Source organism: Micromonospora rubida, from assembly GCF_009908295.1.
Lineage (GTDB): Bacteria > Actinomycetota > Actinomycetes > Mycobacteriales > Micromonosporaceae > Micromonospora > Micromonospora rubida.
Window position 1 is genome coordinate 23,678 of record NZ_JAAALO010000008.1, and the last position, 15,823, is coordinate 39,500.

Below are 15,823 nucleotides of genomic sequence, written 5' to 3' on the forward strand. Positions count from 1 at the left end.
TCTCGTCAGCCCATTGAGCATGCCACCCGACACAACATGCTGTGAATGTTGTGTTGACTCTGCACTCACTGCACTCTAAGCAGCAGTTCGCCGACCGCCTCGGCAAGTCGGAGAGCTGGGTGGACAAGGTCGAGCGCGGGGTGCGCCGGCTGGAACGGGTCTCCAACCTGCGGGAGATCGCCGACGCGCTCCGCATCGACCTGGAGATCCTGCTGGCGGAGCGCCCCGGGCAGCCGGACCCGGCCGCCGCCGGGCTGGAGGGGGTGCAGGCCGCCCTCGCCGCAGCCGGCCGGGGAAACGAGAGCGTCGCCCGCGAGTTGCTCGACCGGGCCGAGGGAGTTGCGGACGAGGGCTTCGGCCGGGCGGCGGTCGAGGCCGCCCGGGTGGTCGCCGAGGCGGCCCTCGGCGACGTCACGGCAGCGACGGTACGGCACGAGCGGCTGACGGCCGGCGACGAGTGGCGGTGGCTGCCGCCCGAGCATCGGGCCGCGTACCTCGTCGACGCCGCCCGCGCGTACGCGCGGGCGGGCGGGCGACATGCTCCGGGCGGGCCGGGCGCTGCTGGACGCGGAGCGCACCGCCCACGGCGAGGTGCACGACCGGCCATCGGTACGGGACCTGGTCGCCGTCGTGGCCCGCTCCGCCGCCGCCCCGCCCGGCCTGGTCCGGCTCGCCGCCACCCTCCACGTCACCTGACCTCGGCGTCACCGGGACACGGCCTTTTCCTGAAGTCAGCAGCCGGCTTGTGGGTTGCGACACGTATCATGCGTATTACGTATCAGGGGGGCCCGCGATGAAGTTGAACAGCAAGGGGCAGGTGACCATCCCGGCCGAGCTGCGCGCCCGGCACAACCTGCACGAGGGCGACGAGGTCAACGTGATCGAGGAAGGTGGCGCACTGCGCATCGTGCGCGTCAGTGACGCCGAGACCCGTGGCCGGCGCTTGGTCCGGCACATGCGCGGACGAGGCAGCGCCCGAGAGGTGCAGAGCATGTCGACGGACGACCTGATGGACCTGCTTCGTGGCGAGTGAACGGATCCGGGCCGTCGCCGGCCGGACGGCCGACACCGTCGCCACCCTGGTCGACACCAACGTCCTGCTGGACGTCTTCACCGAGGATCCGCGGTGGGCCGAATGGTCGGGCGAGGCACTAGCCGCCGCACGCGACACGGGCGTCCTGGTGATCAATCCCATCGTGTACGCCGAGGTGTCCGTACGGTTCGCCCGCGTGGAGGAACTCGACGACGCCCTGCCCGCCACGGACTTCCTCCGCGAGGACCTGCCGTACCCTGTGGGCTTTCTGGCGGGCAAGGCATACGCGCGGTACCGCAGGCAGGGCGGGACCAAGCGTTCGCCGATCGCCGACTTCTACATCGGCGCGCACGCTGCGGTCTGCCGCTACCGCCTGCTCACCCGCGACAGCAGCCGCTACCGTTCGTACTTCCCCACCGTGAACCTGATCGCGCCCGAGGGGTAGCCGCCGGTCAGCCGGTGGCGCCGACCGAGCGGTAGAGGTCGAGGGTGCGGGCGGCGATGGCGTCCCAGGAGAAGTGGGCGACGGCACGCCGCCGCCCGGCCCGGCCGAACTCGGCGGTGCGGGCCGGGTCGGCCAGCAGGGTGTTGATCGCCGCCGCCAGGTCGGCCACGAAACGGTCCGGGTCCAGCGGGGTGCCGGAGCCGTCGGCGGCCTGCTCGATCGGGACGAGCAGCCCGGTCTCGCCGTCGGCGACGACCTCGGGGATGCCGCCGGTGGCGGTGGCCACCACCGCCGTCTCGCAGGCCATCGCCTCCAGGTTGACGATGCCCATCGGCTCGTAGACCGAGGGGCAGGCGAAGACCGTGGCGTGGGTGAGCACCTGGATCACCTCGGGCTTGGGCAGCATCTCGGCCACCCAGACCACTCCGGACCGGTTCGCCCGCAGCTCGGCCACCAGGCCCTCCACCTCGGCGGCGATGTCGGGGGTGTCGGGGGCCCCGGCGAGCAGCACGAGCTGGGTGTCGGCGGGCAGCTCCCGGGCCGCCCGCAGCAGGTACGGCAGCCCTTTCTGCCGGGTGATCCTGCCCACGTACACCACGCTCGGGCGGGTCGGGTCGATGCCGAGCCGGTCCATCACGTCGGTGCCGGTGTCCGGGGCGTACTGGACGGTGTCGATGCCGTTGTGGAGCACCCGCACCCGGTCCGGGTCCACCGCCGGGTACGCCGCCAGCACGTCCGCGCGCATCCCCGCGCTCACCGCGACGATGGCGTCGGCCGCCTCGTACGCCGTCCGCTCGCACCAGGAGGAGAGCGCGTAGCCGCCGCCGAGCTGCTCGGCCTTCCACGGCCGCAGCGGCTCCAGGCTGTGCGCGGTGACCACGTGCGGGACGCCGTGCAGCAGCTTCGCGGTGTGCCCGGCCAGGTTGGCGTACCAGGTGTGGCTGTGCACCACGTCCGCCCCGGCGCAGCCGGCGGCCATCTCCAGGTCCACGGCCATGGTGCGCAGCGCGGCGTTCGCGCCGGCCAGGGCGGCCGGTTCGGCGTACGCGGTGACGCCCGGCTCGGTGCGCGGCGCACCGAAGCAGTGCACCCGCACGTCGGCGAGCCCGCGCAGCTCCCGGGCGAGGTACTCGACGTGCACCCCGGCCCCGCCGTACACCTCCGGCGGGTACTCGCGGGTGAGCAGATCGACGCGGAGTGCTCCGGTGGCCGGGGTGGAGTCGGTCATGCCCGCACCCTAGTGCAGCCGTCCGAGTGGTGAAGTGGCACGCGGGTGGTTAGCGTCTGGTCATGGCTGACAAGGTGCTCGCGATCGTCCTGGCCGGTGGGGAAGGCAAGCGCCTGATGCCGCTCACCACGGACCGGGCCAAACCGGCCGTTCCGTTCGGCGGGATGTACCGCATGGTCGACTTCGTCCTGTCCAACCTCGCCAACGCGGGCTTCCTCAAGATCGTCGTGTTGACCCAGTACAAGTCCCACTCACTGGACCGGCACATCACCAAGACGTGGCGGATGTCGACGTTGCTCGGCAACTACGTCACGCCGGTGCCGGCGCAGCAGCGGCGCGGCCCGTGGTGGTTCGCCGGCTCGGCCGACGCCATCTACCAGAGCTTCAACCTGGTCCACGACGAGCAGCCGGACTACGTGATCGTCTTCGGCGCCGACCACATCTACCGGATGGATCCCCGGCAGATGGTGGAGGCCCACATCGCCTCGGGCGCCGGGGTGACCGTCGCGGGCATCCGCCAGCCGCTGTCGACGGCCGACCAGTTCGGCGTGATCGAGGTCGGCGAGGACGGCCGGCGCATCCGGGCGTTCCGCGAGAAGCCCACCGACGCGGCCGGGCTGCCCGACGCGCCGGACCAGGTCTACGCGTCGATGGGCAACTACGTGTTCACCACGAAGGTCCTCCTGGAGGCCGTCGAGCGGGACGCGGAGGACAAGACCAGCAAGCACGACATGGGCGGCAGCATCATCCCGATGATGGTCGAACGGGGCGAGGCGAACGTCTACGACTTCCGCGACAACGAGGTGCCCGGCAGCACCGACCGCGACCTCGGCTACTGGCGGGACGTGGGGACGCTCGACTCGTTCTACGACGCGCACATGGACCTGATCAACGTGCACCCGGTGTTCAACCTCTACAACTTCGAGTGGCCCATCTACACCGAGCAGCCGCCGTACCCGCCCGCGAAGTTCGTCCACCAGTGGGGCGAGCGGGTCGGCCGGGCCGTGGCGTCGATGGTCTCGCCCGGCGCGGTGATCTCCGGCGGCCTGGTGGAGAACTCGATCGTCTCGCCGAAGGTCAAGGTGCACTCCTGGGCGCACGTCGACGGCGCGGTGCTGATGGAGGGGGTCGAGATCGGCCGGCACGCCGTGGTCCGCCGCGCCATCCTGGACAAGAACGTCGTCGTCCCCGAGGGGGCCGAGATCGGCGTCGACCTGGAGAAGGACCGGCAGCGCTACACCGTCTCCGACAACGGCATCGTGGTGATCGGCAAGGGCCAGCGGGTCGAGCCCTGAGCCACGTGTGACCCCGGCCGTCTCCGGGAAAAGAGTCAGCGTCCGTCCCGTCCCTGGAGGTTGCGCAGTGGCCCACCCCCGTGCCGGTCAGCCCGCCGAGCCCGCCGACCTGGTCGACGTGCCCCGGCTGGTCACCGCCTACTACGCCGAGCACCCCGATCCGGACGACCCGACGCAGCAGGTGTCCTTCGGCACCTCCGGGCACCGGGGGTCGAGCCTGCGCAACGCGTTCAACTCCGACCACATCCTCGCCGTCACCCAGGCGCTCTGCGACTACCGCCGGGAGCAGGGCCTCGACGGCCCGCTCTTCCTCGGCCGGGACACCCACGCGCTGTCCGCCCCGGCGGCCGTCGACGCGCTGGAGGTGCTCGCCGCCAACGGGGTCACCGTGCTGCTGGACAGCCGCGACGGCTACACCCCCACCCCGGCGGTGTCGCACGCCATCCTCACCCACAACCGGGGCCGCACCTCCGGCCTGGCCGACGGCATCGTGATCACCCCGTCGCACAACCCGCCCGACGACGGCGGGTTCAAGTACAACCCGACCAACGGCGGCCCGGCGGACACGGACGTCACGAGGTGGATCCAGGACCGGGCGAACGCGATCCTCGCCGCCGGGCTCAAGGAGGTGCAGCGCATCCCGTACGCGCGGGCCCGCGCCGCCGACACCACCGGCGAGTACGACTTCCTCGCCCGCTACGTCGACGACCTGCCCGCCGTGGTCGACCTCGACGCCGTCCGGGACGCCGGGGTGCGCATCGGCGCCGACCCGCTCGGCGGGGCCAGCGTGGCGTACTGGGGGGAGATCGCGCAGCGGCACCGCCTCGACCTCACGGTGATCAACCCGACGGTCGACCCGACGTGGCGGTTCATGACCCTCGACGGGGACGGCAAGATCAGGATGGACTGCTCGTCGCCGAACGCGATGGCGTCGCTGATCGCCGCCCGCGCCGACTACCAGGTCTCCACCGGCAACGACGCCGACGCCGACCGGCACGGCATCGTCACCCCCGACGGCGGCCTGATGAACCCCAACCACTTCCTGGCGGTGGCGATCGGCCACCTGTTCCGCACCCGGTCGAAGTGGGGCAAGAACGCCGCCGTCGGCAAGACCCTGGTCTCCTCCTCGATGATCGACCGGGTCGCCGCCGACCTGGGCCGGCCGCTGCTGGAGGTGCCGGTCGGGTTCAAGTGGTTCGTGCCGGGCCTGCTCGACGGGTCCGTCGGCTTCGGCGGGGAGGAGAGCGCGGGGGCCTCGTTCCTGCGCCGCGACGGCAGCACCTGGACCACCGACAAGGACGGCATCCTGCTCTGCCTGCTCGCCTCGGAGATCATCGCGACCACGCAGAAGACGCCCAGCCAGCACTGGACGGAGCTGGCCGAGCGGTTCGGCGCCCCCGCGTACGCCCGGATCGACGCCCCGGCGAGCCGGCAGGAGAAGGCGGTGCTCGCCAAGCTCTCCCCGGACCAGGTGACCGCGACCGAGCTGGCCGGCGAGCCGATCACCGCGACGCTGACCACCGCCCCGGGCAACGGCGCGCCGATCGGCGGGCTCAAGGTGACCACCGCGTCCGGCTGGTTCGCCGCCCGACCCTCCGGCACCGAGGACGTCTACAAGATCTATGCCGAGTCCTTCCAGGGCCCTGACCACCTGGCCCGGATCCAGCAGGAGGCGCGGGAGCTGGTGTCGGCGGTGCTCAGCCGGGCGTGACGGGCCGCAGCATCCTGGTGAACCGGGCGAAGCCCTCGGCGTCCCGCCCGTCCCGGACGGCCCAGGCCCGGGTGACGCCGAGCGGCCCGGCGAGCGCCGTGGCGAGCCCGCCGGCCTCCGGGCCGGCGGGCACCCGCAGCGTCGTGCCGACCGCCCGGACGGTCACCGGGCCGGCGGCGGCGAGCACCCGCAGGTCGCCGAAGCCGTAGGCGGCGCGGTGGGCGGCGAAGGCCGGCCAGTCGGCGAAGCGGAGCCCGGGGCCGGCTCCCGTGGCGATCGGCACCTCGGCCCAGGAGCTGTGCGTCCGGCCGGCGAAGCCGAAGCGCCGGTACAGCCGCCGGGCGCCGGCGTTGTCGCGCGACACGTCCAGGGCCAGCGCGGCGCACCGCAGCCGGCGGGCCAGCCGCAGGCCGTCGGCCAGCAGCGCGCCGCCCAGGCCCGACCCCCGTACCCCCTGGGCCACCGCGACCCCGTTGAGCAGCAGTTGCCGCCCGAGCCACCGCCAGTCCGCCACGGCCAGCACGTCCGCGCCGTCGCGCACGCAGCGCAGCAGGACGGTGCGGGAGCCGGCCGGCGGGGCCAGCGCGGCGGACAGGAACGCCGCGTACCCGGGCGCGTGGTACGGCACCAGGCCCGCGCAGTCGGCCGGGATCGCCTCGGCCAGCAGCCGGGTGACCGGGCCCAGCGCCGGGTCGGTGGGCCCGTCGAGGGCGGTGACCTCGGCGGTGACCCCGGCGGCGGTCAGGACGGCAGGCACGTGAGCTGCCGCTCCTGGTCGAGGTCCAGCATGTGCGCGGACGGGTCGAGGACGACGCCGGTGCCCCGCAGCACCTTCCCGACCGTGCGGGCCAGGATCCACAGGTCCAGCCGCAGCGACCACTCGTCGACGTAGCGGGTGTCCAGGGCGAGCCGGTCGTCCCAGGCGAGGGTGTTGCGCCCGCTGATCTGTTGCAGGCCGGTCAGCCCGGGCGGCATGAGGAAGCGGCGGCGCTCCGGGTCGGTGTACCAGGGGTCGTAGTGGGGCAGCAGGGGGCGCGGGCCGACCAGGCTGAGGTCCCCGCGCAGGACGTTCCAGAGCTGGGGCAGCTCGTCGATGCTGAGTCGACGCAGGACGGGACCGATCCCCCGGCAGCGGACCCCGTCGGGCAGCAGGGCGCCGTCGGCGTCGCGCTCGTCGGACATCGTGCGCAGCTTGTAGATCCGGAACCGCCGCCCGTGCCGGCCGGTCCGGACCTGGCTGAAGCACACGGGCGGGCCGAACTGGGCCAGCACGAGCAGCGCGGCGACCGCCACGACCGGCGCGGTGAGCACCAGCAAGGTCAGCGCCAGCAGCACGTCGACGGCGCGCTTGACGCGCAGCCGGGCGGGCGAGGGCCGCCCGCTCACCCGGCCGGTTTCCGATCCCCATGGTGTCGCCAGCTCCCGGCGAACGTTCACGTTCCGACCTCCCAGGACTCGGCGGTGAATAGGCCGAATCGTGTTTCTATCAGCTATGGGAGGCTTTCGTATGATGTTTCCGGTTTCCGCTCTCATGCCGTTTTCCGGCGCGGTACACGCGGCGGCGTGTCGGCCCCGGCACGCCGGGCGGACACGCGGGTGCGCCGGCGGCATCCCACCACCGGCGCACCCGTCACCCGGTCAGCGGCGCCCCGCGCCGCGCGACGTCACCGGCGGGAGCCGCCGAGCAGGTGGGTCAACGAGCGGGCCACCAGATCGTTGCGGGCCGCCGGGGCCAGCCCCTCCAGGCCGAAGCCGAGGTAGACGGTGTCCGGGGTGACCACCGCAGCCCCCTCCTCGAACGCCTGCTGGCTGCGCGACCAGTCGTTCGCCCCCGGCGCGGAGCCGGGCGGCGGACCGGCCACCGTCCAGCCGCCCAGGTCGGCGGCCTCGAACGAGGTCTCGCTGACCGTGGCGCCGTCGACGATCACCCGGGCGTCGTCGAGGAAGACGCCGAGACCCTGGGTGCCCCAGTCGGAGACGTACGAGATGGAGACCTCGACCTTCCTGCCCGCGTACGCCGACAGGTCGACCGCGAACTCCTGCCAGCCGCCGGACGCGCCGGTGGCCGCGTTCCAACTCCCGGTGCTGCCCGTCGGGGAGCAGTCGGGGCCCTGGTAGTGGGCCAGGAACGGGTGCAGCTCGTTCGCCCAGCCGGACTCGCAGCTCTCGCCGGTGGCGGTGCCGGTGTGCCCGTTGGCGTCCGGCAGGGTGGTCCAGTCGTCGCTGCCCACCTCGTGCGCCTCGACGGTCAGGAAGTCCCAGTTCTCCTCGATGTCGTAGGAGGTGAAGAAGCGGAGCTGGGCGCTGCCGGCCGAGGTCAGATCGACGGTCCGGGTGAGCCGCTTGTACGACTCGTCGGCCCGGCCGCTGTACAGGTACCACTCGCCGGTGCGCGGGTCGAACGGCGCGTTGCCCGGGCGAACCCAGTCCACCGTGGCCGCCCCGCCGAGCTGCGGGAACTCGTCCGGCGGCAGGAAGCTCGACGTGGTCAGGAACGACGCGGTGTGGTCCTGGTTGCCGGCCGAGCCGTCGGCGTTGAGCCGGCCGGCGAACCCGGCGAAGGCCCCGGCGGACCCCTGGACCGGGTACGGCGCCCCGGCGGCGTCGCCGCCCCCGCCGCTGACGTACGTGTACGCCCCCAGCCAGTACTGCTGGAAGTCGTTGAGCACCGGCAGGCAGGTGGCGTCGTCCGGGTCGGTGCACTCCGGCGGGGCGTCCGGGCGGTACAGGTACGAGCCGTTCGCGGCCTGGGCGAACAGCGCGTACTTGCCGCTGACCAGCACCTTGCCGCCCTCGTTGAGGTAGTCGCGCACCGCCAGCTCGGTGGTGAGCGCGGCCTCGGCCGTGGTGCCGCCCACCTGGCCGGGGGCGCGCAGGATCACGTCGTCGCCGGTCTCCCAGACCACCGCCCGGTAGTGCGACAGCACGCCCAACGGGTGCGGCGCGCGGCGGCCCATCGCGTCGAAGTCGTACACGTCGCTGCTGCGCCCGGCGGCGCTCAGCGCGGCGGCGACCTCGTCGGCGTACTTCGCCGTGGTGGCGTCCTGGACGGGGCTCAGCCCGGTGACGTCCTCCATCGCGAGGACCAGCACGTCCCCGCCGACGTCGGTGTGCACCCGGTAGGTGAACCGCTCGCTGGCCACCGGGCCCTTGCGCGGCTTGACCCCGGTGAACCAGACCTCGACCCGGTCGCCGGGTCTCGTGCCGGTCACCGTGCCGCGCTGCTCGGCGTACCAGACGTTGTTGGTGTCCCCGTACCGCTCGCCGCCGCGCCACTCGCGGACCTTGACCGTCCTGGGCCGGCCGCCGTTGACCACGTAGTGCATCCGCACGTCGCGCAGCGCCCGGCGGGCGACCGTGGCCACCTGCTGGGTGCGCCCGTACGAGGTGTCGAAGGCGTCCACCACGAAGTCCGGGGTGCTGCGGCCGACCACCGACACCGGCTCGTCCGGGTCGGCCGCCGACTTCGCCACGGCGAGGGCGAACGGCAGGTTCTTGGCCACCTCGCCGGCGATCAGCCTCTCGTCGTCGGGGAAGACGAAGCCGCTGACGCAGTCCTCCGGCCGCCACTGGTCGTCCGGGTCGACGGCGGAGGCCGTCTCGCAGGTGGACATCTCCGGGGTGAAGCCGAGCGTGCCGTAGCGGACCTGGGCGTGCGAGTCGGTGTCGCCGTTGGTGGTGTACAGCTCGGCGGAGAGGTCCGGGTCGTAGCCGGGCACCGCCGGGTTCGCGTCGTCGCCGACCATCGCCTGGTAGATCACGTCGTCGGGGGTGGGGGTGCTCACCTGCCAGCCGACGCCGTAGAGCAGCAGCTGGGCCGCCGAGTGGTAGTTGACGAAGAACTCGAAGCCGACCCGCCGGAACAGCCGGTCCAGCGCCTTCGTCTCCGGCTCCGAGCCGGGGGCGGGGCCCCGGTAGGTGTCGCTGTTCGGCTCCGGCGAGGAGCCCTCGTTGTCGTACCCCCACCGGTAGCCGAAGTTGCGGTTCAGGTCGACGCCGTCGGCGGTGGTGATCCGCCCGTCGCCGTCGTTGTCCCGCAGGTTCTTGCGCCACAGCCGGTTGCCGGGGGTGAACGTGTGGTCGTAGCCGTCGGGGTTGACCACCGGCAGGAACCACAGCTCGGTGGTGTTGAGCAGCCGGGTGATCCCGGCGTCCGTGCCGTAGTTGTCGAGCACGTGGTGCAGCAGCCGGCGGGTCATCTCCGGGGTGATCCACTCCCGGGCGTGCTGGCTGCTGGCGTACAGCACCGCCGGGCGCTTACCGTCCGGCACCGTCCGGGCGTCCCGGGTGACCTTGACCGCGAGGATCGGCTTGCCCTGTACCGTGCGGCCGATGGTCTCCACCTTGGCCAGCTTCGGGAAGCGCGCGGCGGTGGCGGTCAGCTCGTCGCGGATGCCGCCGGCCTCGCTGTATGACCGGAACGCCGACCACCCGGCGGCGGCCTGCTCGCGCAGGGCCTGGGAGGCGTCCCGGCCGTGCACCCGCTTCACGGCCAGCCGGACGCCCTGGCCGGCGAGCCGGTCCGCCTGCCGCCGGCTCAGCACCGTCTCCACGCGGGTCGCCCCGGCCCCGTCGGTGCCGCGCTGGTCGTGGCCGAGGTCGACCCCGGCCGCCCGCAGCTTCTCCCGCTGCTCCGGCGTGACCGTGCCGACGTACACCTCCAGGCCGTCGCGGCCGGTGGGGTCCGACGGTGGCCGGGCGCCCGCCGGCGGGGTCAGCGCCAGCGCGCCGAGCAGTGTCAACACGCCGGCGACCGCCAGCCGTGCCTTCTTCATCCGCGCTCCTCGGGTGTGCAGGGACCTGTAGCGCGAGCCTTCTGGTGGATTCATTACATGTCAATGCCTCGATGCGTTGTTCCGCTCCGGCGGCCCGGGGCGGGCGGCGGGCCCCAGGACGACCGGCCCGCGATGGTCACCCGCGGCGGGGATCTTCGTTGCACCGTTCGGCGGGTCGGACAACGGCCGGTGTCGAGCGGACTCCCGATGTCGGGAGGGGACGGGTGATGGGGATGCTCCGTGCGCTGTGGGCGTCGGTACGGGACCGTCGGGCGGCGGCCCGCGACCCGGAGGGCTTTGCCAGGGCCATCGGCGTGGACCTGCGGGGCCGGGTCCGGTTCTACGGGATCAACCGGGCGATGTTCGGGTCCGAGCCGTGGCTGGTGTCCCTCGGTGACAACGTCTACATCACCGCCGGGGTGCAGTTCGTCACCCATGACGGCGGCACGCTCATCCTGCGTCGGGAGCATCCGGACCTGGAGTGGACGGCGCCGATCAGAGTGGGTGACGACGTGTACCTAGGGGTGCGCACGCTTGTCCTCCCCGGGGTGACGATCGGTGACCGGTGCGTGATCGGGGCCGGCTCGGTCGTCACCCGGGACATCCCCGCCAACAGCGTCGCCGTCGGCGCCCCCGCCCGGGTGGTGCGCACCGTCGACGAGTACCTGGACCGGATGCGGGCCAAGTCGCTGGGCTGTGGCCACCTGCCCGCCCAGGAGAAGGCGGCGGTGATCCGGGAGATCTACGGTGTGCCGGCGCGCGCTGACCGGGCCGGCGCGGGGCGGGGGCGGGCCTGATGCGGCTTTCGGCCAGCCGTCCCGGCCCGGTCCTCGGGGGGCTGGCCAGTGCCCTCGACCGGCTCTGGACCCTCGGCTCCCGGGCCCGGCGGGCGGTGCGCGGCCTGGCGGTGGCCGGCCGGTTCGCCGCCCGGGGGGACGGCTTCGTCTTCGACCCGGACGGCGTCTACACGTACGAGACGATCGAGGTGGGCCGCAACGTCGACCTGGGACACCGGCCGGTCCTCATCGCCGCCCGGTCCCGGATCCGGATCGGCGACAACGTCATGTTCGGGCCGCAGGTCACGATCCGGGGCGGCAACCACCGGGTGGACCGGGTCGGCGTGCCGATGACCGCCGTGGGCAAGCAGCCCGGCGACGAGGACCTGGACCGGGGCGTGACGATCGGCGACGACGTCTGGGTCGGCACCCGGGCCGTCATCCTGCACGGCGTGACGGTGGGCCGGGGCGCGGTGGTCGGGGCCGGTGCGGTGGTGACCCGCCCGGTGCCGCCGTACGCGATCGTCGCCGGCAACCCGGCTCGGGTGATCCGGTTGCGGTGGCCGGTGGCGACGATCGCCGCGCACGAGCGCGCGCTCTACCCGCCCGCTCACCGGCTGACCCCGGACGAACTGGCCGCGCTGGCGGACCTCCCCGGCGCTTCGTCGGGGGCGGGCCCCGGGCCGGCGACGAACGCGCTGACAACCGGGGCCCACAACCGGTAGTCGAAGGACCCGGCCCGTTCCCGGGCGGCCCGGCTCATCGCCCGCCAGGCGGCCTCGTCGAGGGCCAGGGCGCGGGCCAGCCCCTCCCGGACGTCGTCGGCCGTGGGCCCGGCTAGCACCAGCCCTTCGCGGCCGTCCACGACGTACCGTCCCAGGTCGCTGGTGGAGTTCAGCAGCACCGGGCACCCGGCGGCGAGGCTCTCCGGCACCTTCGAGGGGAAGCCCGCCTGCGCGTACCCGGCCAGGGGCCGGACCAGCACGGAGAAGTGCGACCGGCGCAGCTCCGCCAGCACCCGGTCGCGGGGCACCCGGCCGAGGAAGGTGACCCGGTCGGCCAGCTCCGTGAGCAGGCCCTCGTCGAGGTCCGACAGGCTTGCCGCCCGGTCCCGGTCGAAGCCGGCGATCACCAGGCGGACCCGGTCCCGCTCGGCCCGGGGCAGCCCTCGCATACCCGCCAGCACCACCGTAAGCAGGTCCTTCGGCCCCGCCGAGCCGGCGTAGAGCAGCCGGATCCCCTCGGCGATCGGCGGCGGCGCGGCCGACGCGGTGTGCTCGGCGAGGTCGACCTGCGGCGGTACGACCAGGGTCGGTAGTCCACGCCGGACGAAGTGCCCGGCGAGCGTCTCGGACACGGCGATCACCCGGTCGGCGAGCCGGCCGGCCAGGAACAGGCTCCACCGGTGCCGCAGGAAGTAGGGGGTGATCCGGCCCCGGGGGAACTGCTCCGGGTCGTGGCGTTCGAGCACGTCCACCGTCACCGGGCAGCGCGTCGCGGAGCGAAGCACCGCCCAGGTGGTGAGGTTCCACAGGCTCAGCGGCAGGTAGACGCCGGTCAGGTCGCGGGGTCGAACCCCGGCGCGCCGCAGCGCGGCCAGCACCCGCAGCGGCCGGGTGCGCCCTCGCAGCCAGCGTGCCAGCGGCCCGTGGGTGCCCCCGCCGAGGGAGATCAGCCGTACGCCCGGCGGCAGGGGCGGGTCGGCGGGCGGCCGGGTCCCGTCGGCCGGCCAGTCGTTGACCACGAGGGTGGGCGTGCCGGGCGGGGTGGCGGACCGGGCCAACTGGAGCAGCCGGTTGGACATCGCGTCGCCGTGCGGGAACCGGAAGGCGGCCAACGCGAGCAGCCGTGGCGGCGTGGCACCTGGCGGCGGGGCGGTGTCCTCTTCAGATGATGTCGGCATATTCCCCATCTTTGCGTGTCTGCGACTTGTGCACGATAGATCGGTTTAGTGTAGGCACTCCGGCGGGGCAGGGCCCGCCTCCTGCCTGGCGCGTCGATAGGAGCGGGTGTGGACCTGAGCACTGACCTCGCCGGTGCCCGGCGCGCGGAGCCCGGGACCCGCATCCGCCCCGTGGTGGTGCAGCACTCGTCCGGGACGCCGGGCGCGAACGGGCCGCTCACCGCCGTCGAACGGGTCCTCGCCTCCCGGCTGGCCGACCGGTACGACTTCGTCCGGATGCACCAGAGCAGCGGCAACGGCGCGCTCAACGTCGGCCTGCTGCGGGACTGGGTCGCCTTGCTGCGCCGGGTCCGGCCCGACCTGGTGCACGTGCGCGGCCTGCAGAACGAGGGGTTCCACGGCGTCCTCGCCGCCCGGCTGGCCGGCTGCCGGCGGGTCCTGGTCACCGTGCACGGGACCGTGCGGGACCTGCGGCGGGTCGACCGCCCGGTGCGCCGGGCGCTGCTGGTGCGCGGCGCCGAGCCGCTGACCCTGCGGGCGGCCAGCCACGTCGCGACCGTCTGCGAGTACGCCGCAGGCCGGGACTTCCTGCGCGGCTGCGCCGACCGGTTCCTCGGCGTCATCCCGAACGGGGTGCCCGTGCCGGCGCGGCCGGACGCGGCCCGGGACCGGGTCCGCGCCGACCTCGGGCTGCGCCCCGACGACCTGGCGATGATCGTGGTGGCCAGGCTGACCTGGGAGAAGGGCTTCGGCGTGCTGGCCGAGGCGCTGCGCCGGCTGCCGCCGGCCCCGAGCCGCCCGGTGCTGCTGGTGGCCGGCGACGGCCCGGCCCGCGCCGACGTCGAGGCGGCCCTGCGGGGCGCCGGCGCGGCGCGGGTACGGATGCTCGGCAACCGCGCCGACGTGCCGGACCTGCTCTGTGCCGCCGACCTGTTCGTCTTCCCCACCCTGCACGAGAACCTGTCCAACGCCCTGCTGGAGGCGATGGCCCACGGGCTGCCGGTGGTGGCCTCGGCGGTGGGCGGCAACGTGGAGGTGCTGCGCGACGGCGGCGGGCGGCTGGTGTCGGCCGGCGACCCGCAGGCGTTGGCCGACGCGCTCGCCGCGCTGCTGGGCGACGCCGGGACCCGGGCGCGGCTCGGCGCGCGGGCCCGCCGTACGGTCGTCGACCGGTACAGCCTGGACGCGATGCTCGGGGCGCTGGACACGGCGTACCAGCGGATCCTGGCGGGCTGAGCGGTGCCGGCCGGCGACGCGCGTGACCGGGACGTGCCGCCCCGGGTCGTCCTGCTCGGCTTCACGCTGCCCGACGAGGCGCTGGGCCGGGTGATGGCCGGGGACGCCGTCCACTCCACCCAGACCCACGCCTTCGCCTGGGGGTTGGTGCGGGCGTTGCGCGACGCCGGCTGCCCGGTCCGGCTGCTGTCCGCCGCCCCGGTCTCCACCTACCCCCGCAACCCCCGGATCCGGTACCGGGCCGCCCGGTTCCGCCACGCCGGGGTGGACGGCCAGCTCCTCGGCTTCGTCAACCTGCTCGGCCTCAAGCACCTGACCCGGTTCGTCGCGGCCTGTCGGCGGGGCGCCCGGATGCTGCGGGAACAGCCCGCCGACGTGCTGCTGGTCCATGGGGTGCACACGCCGTTCCTCTGGGCCGGCCTGGTGCTGGGCCGGCTGCGCGGGGTCCGGGTCGTGCCGGTGCTGACCGACCCGCCGGGGGTGCCGCTGCCGCACGAGGGCCAGCTGGTCCGGCTGCTGCGGTCCGTGGACGTCGCGCTGGTCCGGGCCGCCCTGCGCCGGTGCGCCGGCGTCGTCGCCCTGACCGGTCCGCTCGCCGAGGACTTCGCGCCCGGCCGCCCCCGGCTGGTGCTGGAGGGGATCTGTGCCCCGCCGGTCGGGGTCCGGCCCAGGGCCGCGGCCGCCGACACCCGGCAGATCGGGTACGCCGGCGGGCTCAGCCGCGCCTACGGCGTGGACCGGCTGGTCGAGGCGTTCCGTGGGCTGCCGGAGCCGGACCTGCGGCTGTGCGTCTTCGGCCGGGGCGAGCTGGAGGGGTGGCTGCACGAGCAGGCCGCGCTCGACCCGCGCGTCGCGCCACCACGGCTGCTGGACCGCGGCGACCTGGCCGGGTGGCTCGCCGGGGCGACGGTGCTGGTCAACCCCCGGCCGGTCGACCAGCACTTCGTGCCGTACTCGTTCCCGTCCAAGCTCATCGAGTACCTCTCGGCGGGGGTCCCGGTGGTGACCACCCGGCTGCCCGGCATCCCCGCCGACTACGACCCCCACCTGGTGTACGCCGCCGGCGACGGCGTTGCCGGGCTCCGGGACGCGATCCGGCACGTGCTGGAGCTGCCCCCGGCGACGGCCGCCGCGCTCGGCGCGGCGGGACGGGCCTTCGTCGCCGAGACCAGGAACCCGGCCGCGCAGGGCCGCCGGCTGCGGGTGTTCCTCGGCGCGCTCGGTCCCGCTGCCGGCCCGATCGCCGCCGGCGGTCACCGGACCGGGGGTGCCCGGCAACCGGCCGGCGGGCGTGGGGCGGAGCGGCAGCCGCTGGCCGCGCCCGAGCCGCAGCCGTGAGCCGCCCCCGGCGGCCGACTCCTCCTCCGTCCCTTTTGCAGTAACTTGCCGGATCGGCGGTCGTTGTTCAGCGGGTGGCTCGG

14 protein-coding genes and 1 pseudogene are annotated in these 15,823 nt (G+C 74.1%); 10 read left to right on the forward strand and 5 right to left on the reverse strand.

Annotated elements, in window-relative coordinates; translation table 11 throughout:
• Positions 1–41 precede the first annotated feature (41 nt).
• The 4 genes and pseudogenes from GVV04_RS33450 to GVV04_RS25125 form a co-directional block, all read left to right on the forward strand.
• A pseudogene (locus GVV04_RS33450) lies at positions 42–227 on the forward strand (helix-turn-helix domain-containing protein); the annotation flags it as partial.
• 310 nt (positions 228–537) lie between these two features.
• On the forward strand, positions 538–696 hold the full coding sequence (locus GVV04_RS33455) for a hypothetical protein (protein ID WP_235967078.1): 159 nt from the start codon (positions 538–540) through the stop codon (positions 694–696).
• Between the two features lie 97 nt (positions 697–793).
• Positions 794–1,033, forward strand: a complete 240-nt coding sequence (locus GVV04_RS25120; protein ID WP_161691110.1) for an AbrB/MazE/SpoVT family DNA-binding domain-containing protein — start codon at positions 794–796, stop codon at positions 1,031–1,033.
• A complete protein-coding gene (locus GVV04_RS25125) occupies positions 1,023–1,478 on the forward strand; it encodes a type II toxin-antitoxin system VapC family toxin (RefSeq protein ID WP_161691112.1) in 456 nt (151 codons plus the stop codon). Before GVV04_RS25120 ends, GVV04_RS25125 begins: the two co-directional genes overlap by 11 nt.
• Before the next feature lie 7 nt (positions 1,479–1,485).
• On the opposite strand, the gene glgA is transcribed toward GVV04_RS25125, so the two are convergent.
• Positions 1,486–2,706: a glycogen synthase gene (glgA, locus tag GVV04_RS25130; protein WP_161691113.1), complete on the reverse strand. Its 1,221-nt coding sequence runs from the start codon at positions 2,704–2,706 to the stop codon at positions 1,486–1,488.
• A gap of 62 nt (positions 2,707–2,768) precedes the next feature.
• Here glgA and glgC point away from each other — a divergent pair, with 62 nt between their 5' ends.
• Together glgC and pgm are read left to right on the forward strand one after the other, a co-directional pair.
• Positions 2,769–4,001, forward strand: coding sequence for a glucose-1-phosphate adenylyltransferase (glgC, locus tag GVV04_RS25135; protein ID WP_161691115.1), 1,233 nt, complete (start codon positions 2,769–2,771; stop codon positions 3,999–4,001).
• A 67-nt stretch (positions 4,002–4,068) separates the two neighbouring features.
• A complete protein-coding gene (gene pgm, locus GVV04_RS25140) occupies positions 4,069–5,712 on the forward strand; it encodes a phosphoglucomutase (alpha-D-glucose-1,6-bisphosphate-dependent) (RefSeq protein ID WP_161691117.1) in 1,644 nt (547 codons plus the stop codon).
• Here the strand turns inward: pgm and GVV04_RS25145 are convergent.
• From GVV04_RS25145 to GVV04_RS25155, 3 genes are all read right to left on the reverse strand, one after another.
• Complete coding sequence (locus GVV04_RS25145) at positions 5,699–6,469, reverse strand: GNAT family N-acetyltransferase (RefSeq protein WP_161691119.1); 771 nt, start codon at positions 6,467–6,469, stop codon at positions 5,699–5,701. The genes pgm and GVV04_RS25145 overlap by 14 nt on opposite strands.
• Positions 6,454–7,149, reverse strand: coding sequence for a sugar transferase (locus tag GVV04_RS25150; protein ID WP_328822567.1), 696 nt, complete (start codon positions 7,147–7,149; stop codon positions 6,454–6,456). Before GVV04_RS25150 ends, GVV04_RS25145 begins: the two co-directional genes overlap by 16 nt.
• A gap of 227 nt (positions 7,150–7,376) precedes the next feature.
• Positions 7,377–10,487, reverse strand: coding sequence for a M14 family metallopeptidase (locus GVV04_RS25155; RefSeq protein ID WP_161691123.1), 3,111 nt, complete (start codon positions 10,485–10,487; stop codon positions 7,377–7,379).
• Positions 10,488–10,714: 227 nt separating this feature from the next.
• On the opposite strand from GVV04_RS25155, the gene GVV04_RS25160 reads away from it, so the two are divergent.
• Together GVV04_RS25160 and GVV04_RS34550 are read left to right on the forward strand one after the other, a co-directional pair.
• Positions 10,715–11,284 carry an acyltransferase gene (locus GVV04_RS25160; RefSeq protein ID WP_201754124.1) on the forward strand — a complete coding sequence of 190 codons (570 nt, stop codon included), beginning with the start codon at positions 10,715–10,717 and terminating at the stop codon, positions 11,282–11,284.
• The gene (locus tag GVV04_RS34550; RefSeq protein WP_161691127.1) at positions 11,284–11,988 is read left to right on the forward strand and encodes an acyltransferase; all 705 of its coding nucleotides are present in this window, start codon (positions 11,284–11,286) and stop codon (positions 11,986–11,988) included. The genes GVV04_RS25160 and GVV04_RS34550 overlap by 1 nt, the downstream gene beginning before the upstream one ends.
• On the opposite strand, the gene GVV04_RS25170 is transcribed toward GVV04_RS34550, so the two are convergent.
• Positions 11,874–13,166, reverse strand: a complete 1,293-nt coding sequence (locus GVV04_RS25170; protein ID WP_161691128.1) for a glycosyltransferase — start codon at positions 13,164–13,166, stop codon at positions 11,874–11,876. The genes GVV04_RS34550 and GVV04_RS25170 overlap by 115 nt on opposite strands.
• A 108-nt stretch (positions 13,167–13,274) precedes the next feature.
• Between GVV04_RS25170 and GVV04_RS25175 the strand changes: the two genes are divergently transcribed.
• Positions 13,275–14,402 carry a glycosyltransferase gene (locus GVV04_RS25175; RefSeq protein ID WP_161691130.1) on the forward strand — a complete coding sequence of 376 codons (1,128 nt, stop codon included), beginning with the start codon at positions 13,275–13,277 and terminating at the stop codon, positions 14,400–14,402.
• 3 nt (positions 14,403–14,405) lie between these two features.
• Entirely contained in the window at positions 14,406–15,740 is a 1,335-nt protein-coding gene (locus tag GVV04_RS25180) for a glycosyltransferase family 4 protein (protein WP_161691132.1), read from the forward strand.
• Positions 15,741–15,823: the final 83 nt, after the last annotated feature.

Coding starts and splice junctions, on each gene's coding strand:
- GVV04_RS33455 (WP_235967078.1), top strand. CDS start 538: ATGCTCCGGGCGGGCCGGGCGCTGCTGGACGCGGAGCGCACCGCCCAC.
- GVV04_RS25120 (WP_161691110.1), top strand. CDS start 794: ATGAAGTTGAACAGCAAGGGGCAGGTGACCATCCCGGCCGAGCTGCGC.
- glgA (WP_161691113.1), bottom strand. CDS start 2,706: ATGACCGACTCCACCCCGGCCACCGGAGCACTCCGCGTCGATCTGCTC.
- glgC (WP_161691115.1), top strand. CDS start 2,769: ATGGCTGACAAGGTGCTCGCGATCGTCCTGGCCGGTGGGGAAGGCAAG.
- GVV04_RS25155 (WP_161691123.1), bottom strand. CDS start 10,487: ATGAAGAAGGCACGGCTGGCGGTCGCCGGCGTGTTGACACTGCTCGGC.
- GVV04_RS25160 (WP_201754124.1), top strand. CDS start 10,715: ATGGGGATGCTCCGTGCGCTGTGGGCGTCGGTACGGGACCGTCGGGCG.
- GVV04_RS34550 (WP_161691127.1), top strand. CDS start 11,284: ATGCGGCTTTCGGCCAGCCGTCCCGGCCCGGTCCTCGGGGGGCTGGCC.
- GVV04_RS25170 (WP_161691128.1), bottom strand. CDS start 13,166: ATGCCGACATCATCTGAAGAGGACACCGCCCCGCCGCCAGGTGCCACG.